Here is a 15634-nt window from a genome sequence, read left to right as displayed (position 1 = left end):
AAACCGACAACATGGCGGGGCGCAGGCGCAACGAACGCGCGGAGGTGGTGCGCGAATCGGTGATCCAGGCGGCCGCCCGGACCATCGGCGACAAGGGCTATGACAAGACCTCGATCGCCCGCGTCGCCGAGCAAGCCGGCATCGCCCATGGCTCGGTCTATCTGCATTTCGAGAACCGGCAGGCATTGTTCGACAGCCTGTTGCCGACCTTGGGCCGCCGGATGCTCGATTTCATCCGCGGCCGCACCCGCAATGCCCGCACAGTGCTGGAACGCGAGCGGATCGGGCTTGAAGCCAATTTCGCCTATCTGTCGACCCACCCCTATCTGCACCGCTTGACCAATGAGGCCGAGTTTTTCGCGCCCAATGCCCATCGTGAATTCTACGACCATCTGGCCACGGGCTATGTCCGCGCCCTGCGCCGCGCCCATGCCGGTGGCGAACTGCCGGGCTATACCCCCGACGATCTTGAGCCGATGGCCTATATGCTGATGGGCGCCCGGGAATTCCTGCTGGCACGCTATTGCGTCGACGGCACGACGGTGCGGCCGCTGCCGCCCGAGGTTGAGCGGATCTACATGACGATCGTCGCCCGCGCGCTGTCGGGCACCACCGATCTGCCGGAGGAAGCCGCCCCCTCGGCCGAACATGCCGCCGACGCGCTGGCGGCGGCGGCACAATTCGACCAGAACCGCGACGCCGCCGATTAGCGGCGCCGCCGGCTCAGCCGATGTTCTGACGTCAGGCCGGCCGCACCATCACCCGCAGGCGATGACCATCAGGATCGACGGCGACGAAATTGCGGCCGAAATCCTGATCGGTCGGCGGCTGAATCATGGTGATGCCACGGGCCGCCCAATCGTCATGCATCGCCTGAAGCGTGGCATGATCCGGCGCGCGAAAGAGGATTTCCGTGCCGCCGCCGGTCGTGGTGGTGGCCGGCGACACCACGTGCCGCGACCACAGGGACAGAAACATCCCGCTCGGCAGCGTGAACAGAACGAAGCTCTCGGTCACGTCGAGCGGTGTCAGGTCCAGCAGATCGGCATAGAACCTGCTGCTGGCGGCGGTATCGTCGACATAGAGCAGCAGATGGGTCGGGATTGCCATGGTCGTCGTCTCCGGTCATGTGGGCGATAACCGGATCATAGATGCCCCCCCTGTCAGTTTCCGGCAGCAGCGGCAGCGGCGATGTCGTGATCACCGGTCATTCGTGATCACCGGGTCATGGCGGCGGCGCGATGTCCCGCTCGATCTGCCAGGCTTTCAGCAGCACCTGGCGGCGGCGCGGATATCGGGTCGTGGTTTCGGAGCAGGCGCTGATCCGGTCGATGCGGAACACGCGGAAGCCGTCGCGCAACTCGCACCACGCCACCACCACCTGCACCCGGTCGAAGAAGCCGATCGCGAACGGCCAGATCACCCGTTCGGTCAGCGCCCCGGCCGCATCGCCATAGCTGATGATCAGCTTGCGTTCCGCTCGGATGGCCGCGCGGACAACGGCGGTATCGATGACCACAACCGGCCCTGGCCCCGGCCCGACCAGCAGCGCCGACGCCGCCATCTCGTCGCGCAGCGCCGGCGGCAGCACATCGGCGATCCGGGCCTGCGCCGACAATGCCGCCTGCCCCAGCCGGTCGTCGCCGCGCCGCGCCACCCAGCGCGCGCCCAGAACCAGGGCCTCGATCTCGTCCACGGTGAACATCAGCGGCGGCAACATGAAGCCCGGCTTCAGCACATAGCCAAGCCCCGGTTCACCCTGAATATCGGCGCCCTGGCCCTGCAGGGTGGCGATGTCGCGATACAGCGTGCGGATGCTGACCCCCAGCCGGTCGGCCAGCACCTGCCCGCTCACCGGTTGGCGATAGCCGCGCAGGATCTGCAACAGGTCGAGCAGGCGTTCTGATCGCGACATCGCCGGCACCTCGGGAACAGCATGCCGTCATCGCGCGATTGCAGGCCAAAGGGCCGGGCGATGCGCGGAACGGGCGGGCCGCAGTGTGCCACTGTCTGGCCCGCCCGTCTCTAGTGGCTAGGCCTCTGGCAGAAAGGCCGCGCGATTGGCCGCGAAGAACGCGGCCAGGGTCTGCGGTGCCTGCCCGGTCAGCCCTTCGACCACGTCGGTGACGACGTCGATCCGGCCGGCACGGGTATTGGCATCGAACGACACCACCAGGTCGACCACGAAGGGCGGCATGCCCGCCGCCGCCAGCCCGCCTGCCAGTTGCTCGTCGGTGACCTGGACCACTGAAATCGGCCGATCGAAGACCTCCGACGCGATCGCCGCGATCTCGTCGGTCGTATAGGCGGTCGGGCCGGTGATGGTATGGGTTGCGGTGCCGGTGGCCGAGGCCAGCGCCGCCGCTGCCGCGCGCGCGGCATCAGCGCGCGCGACATGGGCCACCCGGCCGGTGCCCGCCGAGGTGTACCAGGTGCCGGTCGCCAGCACATGCGGCAGCGAGGCGACCAGATTCTCCATATACCAGCCATTGCGCAGAATGGTGTGGGGCACGCCGCTTGCGGCCAGCGCCAACTCGGTCTGATGATGATCGGGCGCGAAGCCGATCGGCGACACCGGTTCGGGATTGGGCATCGAGGTATAGACGATATGCGACACGCCGGCGCGGACCGCCGCCGCCACCGCCGCCTGATGCTGGCGCAGCCGCAGCCCCGGTTCACCCAGCGCGTCGGTCGACACGATCAGCAGCCGGTCGATGCCGGCAAAGGCCGCGTCCAGCGATGCGGCGTCGTTGAAATCGGCCGCCACGGCCTCGGCGCCACGGGCGACAAGGTCGGCCAGTTTGGCGGTGTCGCGGCTGGCCGCGACCAGATTGGTGGTGCCGGCATCGAGCAGCAGCTCGACAACGCGTCGGCCAAACTGGCCGCCGGCGCCGGTGACGAGCAGACGGGGGGTGGTGGTGGACATCGGGTGCGATCCTGCCTTGGTTCATGATCGGGTCAAGGTCTATGATAGAGACCGCTTGGAGCCCGCGTAAGGAGGCAGGTTTCAGGGACAAGGTAACGCCCAAGGAACCACCTCACGACAAGAACCACCTCACCATAAGGACCAGCCGATGTCCGCCGCACCAGCACAGCTCGTCCGACCAGCCACGGCATCAGCCATGCCCAGCGATGATGGCGCCAGCCTGGCGGCCAGTTTCAGCTACTGGCAGACCGTGCGCCTCAATCCCGCCACCTGTCCGGTGCGCGACGTGCTCGACCGGCTGGGCGACAAATGGAGCACGCTGATCCTGATCGCACTGGCCAACGGGCCGCTGCGCTTCAGCATGATCCGGCGCAACATCCCCGATATCTCGAAGCGGATGCTGACCCAGACCCTGCGCGACCTGGAACGCGACGGGCTGATCACCCGTCATGTCTTTCCGACCAAGCCGCCCAGCGTGGAATACCGGCTGTCGCCGCTGGGCCGGTCGTTGCAAGGGCCGCTGGTCGCCCTGATCGGCTGGGCCGAGGCCGTGCATGGTGACATCAACGATGCCCGCGCCCGCTTCGACACCGAAGCCGAGGCGGTCAGAACGGCCGGATGATCACCAGCACCACGATCACCGCCACCAGCACCGCCGTCACGGCCGCCGCGTGGCGCACGGGCGGTGGCAGCGCCAGGGATGGCTGATCGCCGCCCATCTGATCCCCGGCCATCTGATCCCCGGCCATCCGGCCGCGACTCAACCGGCGCAGACTGCCGGCCTGCATGCCGTGCAGGGCCGACAGCCCCAGCACCGCCACCAGCTTGACCATCAGCCAGGCATCGGGAAACCAGCCGCCCATCACCGCCAGCGACAGCCCGAACAGCCATGTCAGGCCCAGGGCCGGTCCGGTGACGCGGCTGTCCCAGGCTGTCATTGTCGCCAGCATCGGCGCGGCCTGCCGCCGCAACGACATCGTCGTCGCCATGCGCAGCACCAGCGCATTGGCCAGCATGCCGGCAATCAGCGCGAAAACCGCCAGCAGATGCGCCGCCTTCACAACCGCATACAGCATTCAGCCCCCCCTTGCGCCGCAACAGGATGGCGACCGTTATCGCGCCGAAGGGAATGAACGCCGCCAGAACCAGCCACACCGCCTCGCCCCGCCGCCAGCCCCCGGCCGACAGCACCGTGGTCACCACCCACAGATAGGCCAGGAAGGCGAGGCCATGGATGGGCCCCATGATCCGCGTCGCCTCGGGCACGCCCCACAGATGCTTCAGCGGCACCGCAACGCAGATCAGCAGCACCAGGGTCGTGCCCTCGATCATCGATGCCAGACGCAGGCGGCGCAGATCGCCCGCCGATGCCGTCACCATCATCCGTCCCGTCCTCCACATATCAGGATCGACTTCATCGGCGGCAACGATGCCCCGGGCGTCCGCGCTGTGCCAGTGGCGGAAATGCCAATCTCCGTTCAAATTCGGCCAAGCCCCGGTCGCGGGATCTTGACCGGCCGGCCGCCGGCGCGGCAGCCTGCACGCCATGCCCCATCTGGTTGCCGTGCTCGCCCTTCACGATGTCGTGCCCTTCGATCTCGCCACGCCGTGCGAGATTTTCAGCCGTGTCCGCCTGGCCGATGGCAGCGCGCCCTATCGGCTGCGGGTCTGCGGTGTGGCGCCGCGCATCCGCGCCCGGGCTTATGACCTCTGTGTTCACCACGGGCTCGACGGGTTGCGCGATGCCGACACCGTGATGGTGCCGGGCATCAACACGCCGCTGGCCCCGGTTCCACCGGCGGCGATCGCGGCCCTTCAGGCGGCAGCCGCCCGGGGCGCGCGGCTGGCGTCGCTGTGCACCGGCGCCTTCGTTCTGGCCGCGGCCGGCCTGCTCGACGGGCTTGCCGCCACCACCCATTGGCAGGCATCGGCATTGATGGCGGCGCGCTATCCCGCCGTGCGGATCGATCCGGCGGCACTGTATGTCGACAATGGCCGGATCCTCACCGCGGCCGGTGCCGCCGCCGGCATGGATCTGTGCCTGCACATGGTGCGGCGCGACTGGGGCGCCGCGGTTGCCGCCGCCGCGGCACGCGACGCGGTGATGCCGCTGGAACGCGCCGGCGGTCAGTCGCAGTTCATCCTGCATGAACCGCCGGCATCCTCGGCCGGGCTGGCGCCGCTGCTGGCCTGGATGACCGACAATCTCCATCAGACGCTGACGGTTGATATCATCGCCGCGCGCGCCGCGATGAGCCCGCGCAATCTGGCGCGCCGTTTCCGCGAACAGACCGGCACCACGCCGCTGCAATGGGTGTTGACCGCCCGCATCCGTCGCGCCCAGCATCTGTTGGAAACCACCACCCGATCGATCGAACAGATCGCGACCGATGCCGGCTTCGACAGCGCGGTCACCTTCCGCAACCGCTTCGCCCGCGTCACCGGCACCAGCCCATCGGCCTGGCGGCACAGTTTCGGCGGCGGCGGCCCCCTGCCACGGGCGGGCAGACCCGCGACCGCCACCCTGTCCGCATGAGATATCGGCTGCATAAGGCGCAGCATCCAGCGACACAAGATGATTGAACCCAGGGCGATCCGGTGGCACACCGGGTGGGTGCCCCCTCGCACCCCCGAGGGCTGCCCCCGCCAGAAGGAGCCGGATCCCATGAGCCTGCGCGAGATCATCAAGGTGCCGGACCCGAGACTGCGCATGCCCTGCGCACCTGTCGAGCGTTTCGACGACGACCTGCGCCAGTTGACGATCGATCTGGTCGATACGATGCGCGCCGCACCGGGCATCGGCATAACCGCCGCCCATGTCGGCATTCTGCAGCGCATCGTGGTGATCGAGCTTGAGGACGACCCGGTCGGCGTGCGCGCCTATGTCAACCCGATCATCGAATGGTCGTCGGATGACTGGGTGGTGCACGAGGAAGGCAGCGTGTCGATGCCCGGTGTCAGCGACGAGGTGGAACGCCCCGCCCGCATCCGGCTGCGCTGGCAGGATCTGGACGGCGCGTGGGAGACGGCAGAGGCCGACGGCCTGCTCGCCGTCTGCCTGCAGCATGAAATCGACCAGTTGGACGGGATCTTCTGGACCCAGCATCTGTCGAAACTGCGCCGCGACCGGCTGACCAAGCGCTATGACAAGTTGCAGCGCCTGGCCACCCGGCCCAAGGCCGTTCCGAGCGATCAGCCGAAGGTCTGACCAATCTGGCTGACCGATCTGGCTGACTGGTCAGGCAGACAGCCGTGCCAGTGCCGCCGCCTCGGCGGCGGCCAGCGCTGCCGCACGGTCGGTACCGAAGCCCACGCCAAAGGCCTGGCTGCCATCGGCATCGGTGACGGTGACGTAAGCAGCTATATCCGCGCCACGCCCGGCCACGCCGGGTCGCGTATGGGCCTCCGCCGCCGTCACCACCGCGGCGCTGGCGGCGGCGGCGGCCAGGGACGGCGGCGTGGTCGTGACATAGGCATCGGCGAACGCCGCCCAGATGTCGTCGGCGGTGAGTTCGCGGCCGGTGTGGTCGGCGATGATCTGCAGGCGGTGGGCGAAATCCACCTGGATGGCGCGGGGCAGGTTCAACCCGTGGGTCCGGTTCAGAATCCAGCTCGCACCGGCCTTGCCCGACTGGCCGTTGACCCGGATCACCGCTTCATAGGACCGGCCCAGATCGACCGGGTCGACCGGCAGATAAGGCACCTCCCAGACCGGATCATTGCGCTGGTCTCGATCAGCGAAGCCCTTGCGGACCGCGTCCTGATGCGAGCCCGAGAACGCCGTGAACACCAGCTCGCCGGCATAGGGGTGCCGGGGATGCACCGGCAGCCCGGTGACCTCGGCCGCGATCGCCACCGTGCTGTCGATGTCGCTGAAATCCAGCCCCGGCGCCACCCCCTGGCTGTACAGGTTCAGGGCCAGCGTCACCAGATCGACATTGCCGGTGCGCTCGCCATTGCCGAACAGGCAGCCTTCCACCCGCTCGGCGCCGGCCAGCACCGCCAGCTCGGCGGCGGCAACCCCGGTGCCACGGTCGTTATGGGGGTGAACGCTGATCACCACGCTGTCGCGCATCGGCACATGGCGGCAGAAATGCTCGATCCGATCGGCATAGACATTGGGTGTCGAGACCTCGACGGTCGCCGGCAGGTTCAGGATCACCTTGGCCTGAGGCGTCGGCTGCCAGACATCCAGCACCGCGGCACAGACCGCCAGCGCCACATCCGGCTCGGTGCTGCTGAAGGTTTCGGGTGAATACTGGAAGGTCCATTCGGTGTCGGGATAGCGCCGGCTTTCCGCCAGGATGCGGCGGGCGCCGGCCACCGCCAGCGCCGTCACCTCGGCGACGCCACCGCCGAACACCACCCGCCGGAAGGCCGGCGCGATGGCGTTGTACAGATGCACCGTGGCGCGCGGCACCCCGGCCAGCGCCTCGAAGGTCCGGATGATCAGGTCATCGCGCGACTGGGTCAGCACCTGGATGGTGACGTCGTCGGGGATGGCGTCCTGGTCGATCAGGTCGCGCACGAACTGGAAATCGGTTTCCGACGCCGCCGGAAACGCCACCTCGATTTCCTTGAAGCCGATATTGACCAGATGATCGAACAGCCGCCGCTTGGCGGCGCGGCTCATCGGGTCGATCAGCGCCTGATTGCCGTCGCGCAGATCGGTCGACAGCCAGCGCGGCGGGCTGGTGATGGTGCGCGCGGGCCATTGGCGGTCGGCCATGTCCATGACCGGCGCCGGGCGGTATTTGGTCTGAGGTATCTGCAACATGATCTGGATCAGTCTCGCATCCGGGCCGCGCGGTGGCGGACCGGGAACCATGACAGGCGCCGCCGCCATATCGGCGGCGGGCGGCGGTGCGGGCGTCTGTCGGGCGGGCATCGGCGGGCGGCGGGCGGCCGTCAGCGCGTGCCGCCGGCGATAAGTCGCAGCACCAGATCGAAGCGGCAGAGATAATCGGCGACGGCCATGCGTCGGGACATGGCGACAGCCGGCCAGAAGGGGCCGGCCGGTACAGGCATCATCATCAGGGACATAACGATCACAGGCCAACAGCGAAACGACGGCTCAAGCGGTGCCAAGCACCCGCAACCCGGCCTCTCAGGAGGCCGGGCGGAGAAGTCGAAGCTGCTGGCGGGCGGCGGGCAGCGCGTGCCGGCCGTGGGCGCCGTCAGGCACCCGATATCGCGTGATCATGCATCGATCATGGCCGCCCGGGCATGTCGATGTCAACCCCGCTTCACATCGCCCCCGGCCTGTCCGCGCGCCCGGTCTGTCCGCGCCGTCGGCCGCCGGCGCCTTCGGGGAAACGCGCAATCTCGGTATGCGCCGGGGCCACCTCATGGCCCAGGAAGCCCTGGCCGCGATATTCCAGCCAGGCATGGGCCTCGATGCCACCGCCGGGCGTCTGGCGCTTCACGCCATAGACGATCTCGGTCGGCACGCCGCGACGACGCAGCATGCCCTGACCGACCAGCGCCTGCGGCAGACACACCGCCGCGAACGGCACCTTCCGCGCCGCAATGGCCACAAGGCGCCCGATCTGCCACGCGGTCCGGAAATCCGGATCCGCTTTCAGACTGTCGGGCTCCTCCGTCACCGGCGGCATCGCCTTGCCCGACGGCAGCGGCCGCGACGACCACGCCGCCAGACGCCGGAACGGGATCAGCTTCACCGACAGAACCGCCGTCGCCAGCCCCAGCCCCGCTTCGATCAGGATCAGGCGCTGGCGCCATACCGATAGGGCCGGCGCCTTGGGGGGGATATGGGCGGCATCCGCCGGCGGCGCGGCGGAGGGATCGGCAGTCATCTGGGCAATCGTCCGGAACAGGTGAGCATCGCCCCGATCATAGCCGCGCCGGTGTCTGGCGCCAAGCGGCGGCTGGCCCGGCGTCATGCCGATACGCCGTGGGCCGCCGCCCCCACATCCACCAGGGTTCGAACAAAGGCCGGTTGGTATCCATGCAGGTTAAATCATATGCAGACAAGGATAGAGATCCGACATATTTTAGGGAACCACTCGATACCTGACCCGAATCGGGCAGATTCGAGTAAACATGGCATTTGTATATTTTATGTCGTGTATTTTATCCGTTTTATCGGCGAATGGACACGCTCGATGAAATGGAAGTGGCAAGGTCTGGTGCCGGAACCAAAGAATGAGCAGTCGGAACGTTTTGATGAGCCGCGTGCCACAGCATGATGACCCCGACAGCCCCGATACCGCCACCGGCTCGTCCGAGGCGGCCGCAGGGGTCAGACGGATGACACCGCAGGCGATGTCCACCACGCCGGCGGCCCTGCGGGGTCTTGTCCACAGCCTGGCCACGCGGGCCGGTGCCCGCCAGGTGGTGGTGCTGCGCAGGCTGGCCGGCGGGCGGCTGGAACCGGTGGCTCATGCCGAACCGCCATCGACCTCCGGTGCCGATGGCGGCTTTCGTCCGCCAAGCTGGATGATCCGCGACATCACCGGCAGACCGGTGATCCTGTCCGGGCTGAGCGTACCACGCAATCTGTGCCTGCCGATGACGCCCGACGCCACGGCGCTGTGCCTGGATGCCGGCGACGTGATCGCCGTCTTCGGCTGGGCGACCATCCCCGATGCCGCCTCCGTTGCCGCCGCGACGGAGGCATGGGAAGACCTGTGCATCGCCATCGGGCTGATCGCCGCCCAGCAGCCCATCGCCACTCCCCTGCCCGGTCAGCCGGCCGAATGGTCGGCCGACATGGCGGAGGCGCGCCGGCAAAGGGCGGCCGCCGCCACGGCCCGCAGCCATTTTCTGGGCCGCATGAACCATGAACTGCGCACGCCGCTGAACGCCATCATCGGCTTTTCGGAACTGATCCGCTATCAGGCGCTGGGCCCGGCCGCCATCGATCGCTACATGGAATATGTCAACGACATTCATGTCAGCGGTCTGCACCTGTTGCGGCTGGTGGATGATCTGCTCGATCTGGCGCGGATCGAAACCGGCGGCTTCGATGTCAGCGCCCGACTGTGTCCGCTGGCCGAGATCGTGCGGCATCCGGTTGCCGCCGCACGCAAGCTGGCCCGCCAGGGCGGTGTTCATTTCAGCCTGGAGGCGGCACCAGAGCTGACCGAGATCCGCGCCGATCCCGATGCCCTGCCCCGCGCCTTGACGCGGCTGCTGATCGACGCCGTCGATGCGGCTCTGCCGGGTGGCACCGTCCGCCTGATCATCACCCAGCCGACCGAGACAGAAGCTGGCACCGCCGGCCACGACAACTTTTCGCGCCCGGGTACAGGCGACAACTCTCCGCGCCCGGGTACAGGCGACAGCCTGCCGCGCCCGGCGACGGGCGCCTGCCGGATCGTGGTTGAAACCGATGGCTGTCTGGCGTTGAGCGATGATCCGTCAGGGGGCGACATGACCCGGCTGACCGATCCCACCATCCATCGCCGCGACGGCACCGGCATCGATCTGCCGCTGGTGCAGGATCTGGTGGAGCTTCATGGTGGCCGCATGATGTTGCGGGCCAATGAAGCCGTTACCCGGGTGATCATCGATCTGCCAGGCTTGCGCTGAAGCCGTCGTCGTCGGCGGCCGATCGGCGGGCGGGCGATCATCGGCGGATGGGCGGGCGGCGCCGCCCTTGCCGTTCAGATGTCAGAACCGGGAACCGCGCCGCCCGGATCACATGGTCAACGCGCGCGGGAGGGGGCGCGGATCAGGCCCGCCGGAGCCGGCCGGGCAGCTTCACGGCCACGCTCGATACCGCCACCGACGGCTTCGACGGCCGCAGCACCAGCCCGCGGCCGCTGGCCTCGACATTGGCTTCAGGATACACCGCCACCACGTCCTTCAGCACTTCCTTCAGCCGGAAGGCCAGCACGCGATGGCCGCTTTCGCTGCCGAAATGGTCCGACAGGGCGTGCCAGGGCACGGTAATCTCGCGCTTCAGCGCGTGCAGGCGATAGGTCAGCCACACATACAGATCAAGCGCCAGGCTGGAATGCTTCAGCCGGGCGATGGCTTCTTCCGACAGCGGCACCGAGTGTTCCATCAGGTGCTCATAGAAAGCCTCTGACAGCTTCACATGGCGCACCCATTCGCCACCGGTTCGGAACAGATCTTCGGCGTCGCTGTCATCGCGCCACAGATCCATGCCGTCGACGATCCGCTGATCGGCCAGCCGGGCTTCGGCGGTGCCGCGTTCGAAGCGCATGGTGAATTCGCACCGCGCGATCCGCAGCGCCTGTTCGCGCACCGGGGCATAGGATCCGCGCGGGCCGCCCGATGTCGACAGCCCCATCTTGCGCAGCCAACTGGCCATGGTCGGCCCCAGATCGACCACCTGGCTCTGGCTGCGCACCGCCTCGGTCTGGAAATAGATCATGATCAGCCGCGCCTTCGTGCCATAGGGTACGCCGATGTCGACGATCTTGTCCTTCAGGGGCAGAATGCCCGGCCGGATGATCAGCTGATAGGCGCCGTTGCGCCGGACCCAGGGTTCCAGCGGGTTCTTCGGCTCCCGATGCGGCAATGCCGCCTGAGCGAAGCCCGAGTGAAGATAATTGATCGTCTCGTGCTCAAGCGACATCATCTCATGCGCCCAGCGCACCCGCCGCCGTTCGGCGGCGCTGTCGGCCGTGGCCATGACCTGATCCAGGCCGTGGAGCATGAGCTGCTGATGCACGTCCGCCATCTCGACCTCCGGGCTCGTTTCCAAGGCGTGCACCCGCCTCCGGACACGGTTATGCCTGCCGTCAATGGCAGACGATCTTCATGCCTGATCCGTCACGATCCGACTGTACACGCTTTGCTGCCTCAGGAAAGACCGCGCGGCGCTCCGCCGTCACCATGCGGCACGAATCCGTTGCAAGTTCAGCGACGCCTGTCGGCCGGTCGTGCCGATCCGGAACCTGTCGCCATTCCTGCCGCCGCATCATAGGCTTGGCGGCGATGTCGCCACAGGCCGCATCATGGGCCGCAATCGCTTTGCGTATCAAGTTCAGCGTTGTTGCAACACTCAGGAAGCCATCGCGAGCCCCGGACCGGCGGTGACCCGCGGTTATCCGCGCTTTTCCACGCTGAACTCGTAACGCCTGGCGGCCCGGCAAGCGGCCAACGCTGATGATGATACGCGCCAACGCTGATCTCGATACGCCCGGCCCGGCCGGCAGCGCTGAAGTCGCGACGCCAACCGCAGTTATCCACGCTGAAGTCGACACCCCTTCCTATAGAGACTAGATCCTATAGCTCTTCTAAACCTGATAGGGCGAGTTCGCCTGCGGCCCGTGCCCGCCGCTTCAATCTCGACCGGCATCGCAGCCATCTGCCACAACGGCCTGTATTGCCAGCCAAAAAGAGGCAGGCCGTGTTCGTCCACACCACCCTGCCGCACCTCCGGTGTTACGACTGTACGAAAATCTGCCCACAGGTCGGAGGCCGATGTATCGCTGAGTTTGATACGGTAGAGCGTTTGGCGGCATCTGGTCTTTCAACGCTGATCTTGTAACGCTTCCCAGTCCGCCGCAGTGCTGTCAAGCGGTCCAGGCGTATCAACTTCAGCGTCGATCCTGCCGCATTTCTGCGGGATACAGCGATCGGTGGCCCCTTTACGCTGAAGTTGATACGCCCAGACGCCACAACACCGAACGATCCCGATCGCGGACCTTTCAACGCTGAAGATGTAACGGTGCACGATCATCGATCATGCCGGCCAAGCCACCAGATGCCCCCGCTTCCGTTCCGAATCCCAGTCAACCATCAACTTCGCTATTGATGCGTTGATAGGCGCCATGCCATTCTGTGTCCGGATGACGATCAGGCGACACCGATACAGTCCGATCTGCATCATCATGTCCGGCATCAACAGACATGGCCAAAGATCCACGTCCTGAAAGACAGACTGATGAGGCTCTGCCAATGAATGGCGAACGCATGCGCGAACTGCGCCAGCAGCTACGCTTCAGTCAGGCTGATCTGAAGGAAGCCCTCAATCGCATGCTGCAGCGCAGCTATGACAAGCCCAAGATTTCGCGGTGGGAGAATGGCCGCGACCCGATCCCGGCCGACGTGTCGATGGCACTCAGCCGCCTGGTTGAAGGGCGTGGCCGCGAGGCGCGAACCATCGTCTTCGCCAATCAGAAGGGCGGCGTCGGCAAGACCACCAGCGCCTTGAATCTGGCCTACGCGCTCAGCCGTGGCGATCACCGGGTGCTGCTGGTCGATATGGATCCGCAGGCGACGGCCACCGTCGCCCTGCTCGCCGAAGGCGCCGTCGAGGCCTATCGTCAGGGCAAGACCATGGCGCAGGTCATTCTGGGCGACGTGCCGATCAGCCGGATCATCATCCGTGCCGGTGAAGAGATCATGCCCGATCGCGCGCCGCTCTGCGATCTGGCCGCCAGCCACATCGATCTGTCCGAAACCGATGGCCGCCGCGAACCAGGCTTCGACATCTCGCTGCGCGAGGCGCTCGACGAAGTTCGCGACCGCTATGATTTCATCGTGATCGATGCCCCGCCCAATCTGGGCATGCTGACCTGGATGTCGCTGGCGGCGGCCGATGATGTGTTCATCCCGGTGCGCACCGAGCCCTATGACACCATGGGTGTCGGCCTGATCCTGGGCACGATCAACAAGGTCCAGCGCCGCCTGAACCCGGCCTTGCGGTTGACCGGCATTCTGCCGACGCAATATGGCCGGCGCAAATCGGTCGATCGCGAGGTTCTGGCGCATCTGGTCGCCGCCATGGGCGATATCGCCCCGGTTCTGGAGCCGGTGCCCAACAGCGCCGTCTTCGGCCATGCGGCCCGCAATGGCCGTATCGCGCTGGAAGCCTCGCCATCCAGCGTTGCCACCACCGTGTATCTGAGGCTGGCGGAAGGGATCATCGGCGATACCCCCCTGCCCCGCGCCGATGTTGACAAGGCCTATGCCGGTCTTGAGGAGGAAGAGGTCTGATGGCGCCACGACGCAAGGCTCCCTCCCCGATCCTCGGTGCCGTGCGCGGCATGATCGCCGATGCGTCCGACACGCTGGTGACCGAGAGCAGCCGCTTTCGCCATACTTTCGAACTCGCCATCGATCGGGTGTCGCCCGATCCGGAACAGCCTCGTAAATATGTCGATGACGACGCCATCACCGAGCTGGCGCGCACTATGGCCGAGCATGGCCAGTTGCAGCCGATCCTGGTCCGGCGCGACCCCGGCGATCGCCGGCGCTTCATCATCGTTGCCGGTGAGCGACGCTATCGGGCGGCCGTACAGAATGGCTGGCCAGCGCTTCTGGCCATCGAGCATGAATCCGACCCTGAGATCGCAGCGCTGATCGAGAATCTGCAGCGGGTCGATCTGTCGCCGATCGACGAGGCGAGGGGGCTGGCCCGGCTGATCGAAGGTCGCGGCTGGAGCCAGTCGGAAGCGGCGGGGGTGCTGGGCAAGGCCAAAAGCGAGATCAGCGGCGTGTTGCGCATCCTGACCCTGCCTGACGATCTGCTGAATGCCGTTCTGACGTCCGAACTGGCGCTGTCGAAGAATGTGCTGGTCGAACTGGCGCGGATCGAAAGCCCGGTGGTGCGCAATCGTCTGGTGGCGCTGGCATTTCAGGGCCGGCTGACCGTCAGGGCCTTACGTGCCGCCAGGGCCGAGGACGAGTTGGCACGCGCGGAGGACAGCGCCGCTGTCACCGCCAATGACGCTGAAGTCGATACGGAGACCCCGAGCGGGCCGGCAGAGCCGACGCCACCGCGTCTGGTTCTGCGCCAGCTCGACCGGGTTTCCGCAGCACTTGAAGCCGCCGTGCGTCGTGATACACCATTGAGCCGCGCAGAGCGGGAACGGCTGGCAACCCTGCGTCGCCACATCGACCAGCTTCTTGGGTCCGAGGCGGTGTGAGCGGGGCCGCCATCTGCTGCGGGCACACGCTGAACTCGTAACGATATACCGGCGCCGATGTAACTCGGCACCGGTGCCATCGACGCTGAAGTCGATACAGGCTGGCGGGTTCAGCCGATCTGCTTGGCCATGAAGACGCGCGAAAAGCCCTCATCGACCCGGCGATCGGTTTCCTGATAGCCCAGCCTGCCATAGAGCGCGATGTTGCGCGCCATCTTCACATGGGTGTAGAGCCGCACCTGGGTCTGGCCCAGCTCCAGGGCGCGGGCGTCGACAAAACGCATCAGCCGGCGCCCCAGCCCGGTGCCTTGAGCGACGGGTGCGACGGCGACGCTGTGCAGCAGCACATGATCCGGTTCAGACATCAGAACCACCAGCCCCGCCGCCTGCCCTGGCGTGCGGTCGGACGGTATCTCGCCCGGCCCGGCGGCCAGATCGGCAATCCATACCTCCGTGCCGGGTGCGGACAGCAAAGCCGCGATGTCGTCGCCCATCGGCCCGGGCTCGCGGCCGATGATCGGGATCCACGGCCGATAGGCGGCGTCGGTCAATGCCGTGATCGTCGCTGCATCCGTCACGCCGGCCCGTCGCAGACCTGCTGCCTGCGCAGCCGGACTGGTGGTGTTCATCATCGTCGGGTTGGTGGGTGTCGGTTCCGATTGGTTGCTGGCCATGGCGTGATCCCCCGGCAGCCTGTCGCTGAAGTCGATACGTTAGCATGAACCGGCCCGGCCGTCATCGCGGCGGATCATCGCGCCAGGGCAATCGGGTGAAACTGTGCGTGACAGGGCGGAAAAAGTCTGAATCTCTCGTTGTCGACCTTTTTGGCTTGGGAGGG

General features: G+C 66.8%; 18 protein-coding genes and 1 pseudogene. 8 read left to right on the top strand and 11 right to left on the bottom strand.

The features are described 5' to 3' along the window. The first annotated feature begins 11 nt into the window (after window positions 1-11). Complete coding sequence (locus IEW15_RS13485) at window positions 12-710, top strand: TetR/AcrR family transcriptional regulator (protein ID WP_188578731.1); 699 nt, start codon at window positions 12-14, stop codon at window positions 708-710. A 31-nt stretch (window positions 711-741) separates the two neighbouring features. Here IEW15_RS13485 and IEW15_RS13480 read toward each other — a convergent pair whose 3' ends face one another. The 3 genes from IEW15_RS13480 to IEW15_RS13470 form a co-directional block, all read right to left on the bottom strand. After that, window positions 742-1110 (bottom strand): VOC family protein, encoded by a 369-nt coding sequence (locus IEW15_RS13480; protein ID WP_188578729.1) that lies wholly within the window; start codon window positions 1108-1110, stop codon window positions 742-744. Between the two features lie 115 nt (window positions 1111-1225). Further along, window positions 1226-1915: a helix-turn-helix transcriptional regulator gene (locus tag IEW15_RS13475; protein WP_188578727.1), complete on the bottom strand. Its 690-nt coding sequence runs from the start codon at window positions 1913-1915 to the stop codon at window positions 1226-1228. A 117-nt stretch (window positions 1916-2032) separates the two neighbouring features. Then, a complete protein-coding gene (locus IEW15_RS13470) occupies window positions 2033-2926 on the bottom strand; it encodes an NmrA family NAD(P)-binding protein (protein WP_188578725.1) in 894 nt (297 codons plus the stop codon). Window positions 2927-3122: 196 nt separating this feature from the next. Between IEW15_RS13470 and IEW15_RS13465 the strand changes: the two genes are divergently transcribed. Beyond that, a complete protein-coding gene (locus IEW15_RS13465; RefSeq protein ID WP_322111501.1) occupies window positions 3123-3548 on the top strand; it encodes a winged helix-turn-helix transcriptional regulator in 426 nt (141 codons plus the stop codon). Here the strand turns inward: IEW15_RS13465 and IEW15_RS13460 are convergent. After that, complete coding sequence (locus IEW15_RS13460; protein WP_188578722.1) at window positions 3532-4002, bottom strand: CopD family protein; 471 nt, start codon at window positions 4000-4002, stop codon at window positions 3532-3534. The genes IEW15_RS13465 and IEW15_RS13460 overlap by 17 nt on opposite strands. Before the next feature lie 40 nt (window positions 4003-4042). Beyond that, window positions 4043-4306 (bottom strand): annotated as a pseudogene (locus IEW15_RS26360) (DUF3817 domain-containing protein); the annotation flags it as partial. Window positions 4307-4472: 166 nt separating this feature from the next. Here IEW15_RS26360 and IEW15_RS13450 point away from each other — a divergent pair. Beyond that, the gene (locus IEW15_RS13450; protein ID WP_188578720.1) at window positions 4473-5462 is read left to right on the top strand and encodes a GlxA family transcriptional regulator; all 990 of its coding nucleotides are present in this window, start codon (window positions 4473-4475) and stop codon (window positions 5460-5462) included. Between the two features lie 129 nt (window positions 5463-5591). After that, on the top strand, window positions 5592-6134 hold the full coding sequence (locus tag IEW15_RS13445) for a peptide deformylase (protein ID WP_188578718.1): 543 nt from the start codon (window positions 5592-5594) through the stop codon (window positions 6132-6134). Window positions 6135-6164: 30 nt separating this feature from the next. Here IEW15_RS13445 and IEW15_RS13440 read toward each other — a convergent pair whose 3' ends face one another. From IEW15_RS13440 to IEW15_RS13435, 3 genes are all read right to left on the bottom strand, one after another. Next, window positions 6165-7703: a 2-isopropylmalate synthase gene (locus IEW15_RS13440; protein WP_188578716.1), complete on the bottom strand. Its 1539-nt coding sequence runs from the start codon at window positions 7701-7703 to the stop codon at window positions 6165-6167. Between the two features lie 131 nt (window positions 7704-7834). After that, entirely contained in the window at window positions 7835-7960 is a 126-nt protein-coding gene (locus IEW15_RS26355; RefSeq protein ID WP_268237162.1) for a hypothetical protein, read from the bottom strand. Window positions 7961-8172: 212 nt separating this feature from the next. Then, window positions 8173-8742, bottom strand: coding sequence for a lasso peptide biosynthesis B2 protein (locus IEW15_RS13435; RefSeq protein WP_188578714.1), 570 nt, complete (start codon window positions 8740-8742; stop codon window positions 8173-8175). A 21-nt stretch (window positions 8743-8763) separates the two neighbouring features. Here IEW15_RS13435 and IEW15_RS13430 point away from each other — a divergent pair, with 21 nt between their 5' ends. Both IEW15_RS13430 and IEW15_RS13425 read left to right on the top strand, forming a co-directional pair. Further along, window positions 8764-9135 carry a hypothetical protein gene (locus tag IEW15_RS13430; protein WP_188578712.1) on the top strand — a complete coding sequence of 124 codons (372 nt, stop codon included), beginning with the start codon at window positions 8764-8766 and terminating at the stop codon, window positions 9133-9135. Further along, window positions 9113-10480 carry a sensor histidine kinase gene (locus IEW15_RS13425; RefSeq protein WP_188578710.1) on the top strand — a complete coding sequence of 456 codons (1368 nt, stop codon included), beginning with the start codon at window positions 9113-9115 and terminating at the stop codon, window positions 10478-10480. Before IEW15_RS13430 ends, IEW15_RS13425 begins: the two co-directional genes overlap by 23 nt. 142 nt (window positions 10481-10622) lie before the next feature. On the opposite strand, the gene IEW15_RS13420 is transcribed toward IEW15_RS13425, so the two are convergent. Together IEW15_RS13420 and IEW15_RS13415 are read right to left on the bottom strand one after the other, a co-directional pair. After that, window positions 10623-11600, bottom strand: a complete 978-nt coding sequence (locus IEW15_RS13420; protein WP_188578709.1) for a replication protein RepA — start codon at window positions 11598-11600, stop codon at window positions 10623-10625. Between the two features lie 61 nt (window positions 11601-11661). Next, the gene (locus IEW15_RS13415; RefSeq protein ID WP_188578707.1) at window positions 11662-12045 is read right to left on the bottom strand and encodes a hypothetical protein; all 384 of its coding nucleotides are present in this window, start codon (window positions 12043-12045) and stop codon (window positions 11662-11664) included. Window positions 12046-12823: 778 nt separating this feature from the next. Between IEW15_RS13415 and IEW15_RS13410 the strand changes: the two genes are divergently transcribed. Together IEW15_RS13410 and IEW15_RS13405 are read left to right on the top strand one after the other, a co-directional pair. Beyond that, window positions 12824-13864 (top strand): ParA family protein, encoded by a 1041-nt coding sequence (locus IEW15_RS13410; protein WP_188578705.1) that lies wholly within the window; start codon window positions 12824-12826, stop codon window positions 13862-13864. Continuing rightward, window positions 13864-14796: a ParB/RepB/Spo0J family partition protein gene (locus IEW15_RS13405; RefSeq protein WP_188578702.1), complete on the top strand. Its 933-nt coding sequence runs from the start codon at window positions 13864-13866 to the stop codon at window positions 14794-14796. Before IEW15_RS13410 ends, IEW15_RS13405 begins: the two co-directional genes overlap by 1 nt. Before the next feature lie 110 nt (window positions 14797-14906). On the opposite strand, the gene IEW15_RS13400 is transcribed toward IEW15_RS13405, so the two are convergent. Then, entirely contained in the window at window positions 14907-15470 is a 564-nt protein-coding gene (locus tag IEW15_RS13400; RefSeq protein ID WP_229708085.1) for a GNAT family N-acetyltransferase, read from the bottom strand. Window positions 15471-15634: the final 164 nt, after the last annotated feature.

Origin of the sequence: Tistrella bauzanensis (assembly GCF_014636235.1) — a bacterium.
GTDB classification, from domain to species: domain Bacteria; phylum Pseudomonadota; class Alphaproteobacteria; order Tistrellales; family Tistrellaceae; genus Tistrella; species Tistrella bauzanensis.
The sequence above is the reverse complement of the archived record's forward strand: the minus strand, read 5'-3'. Positions and strand labels throughout refer to the sequence as shown.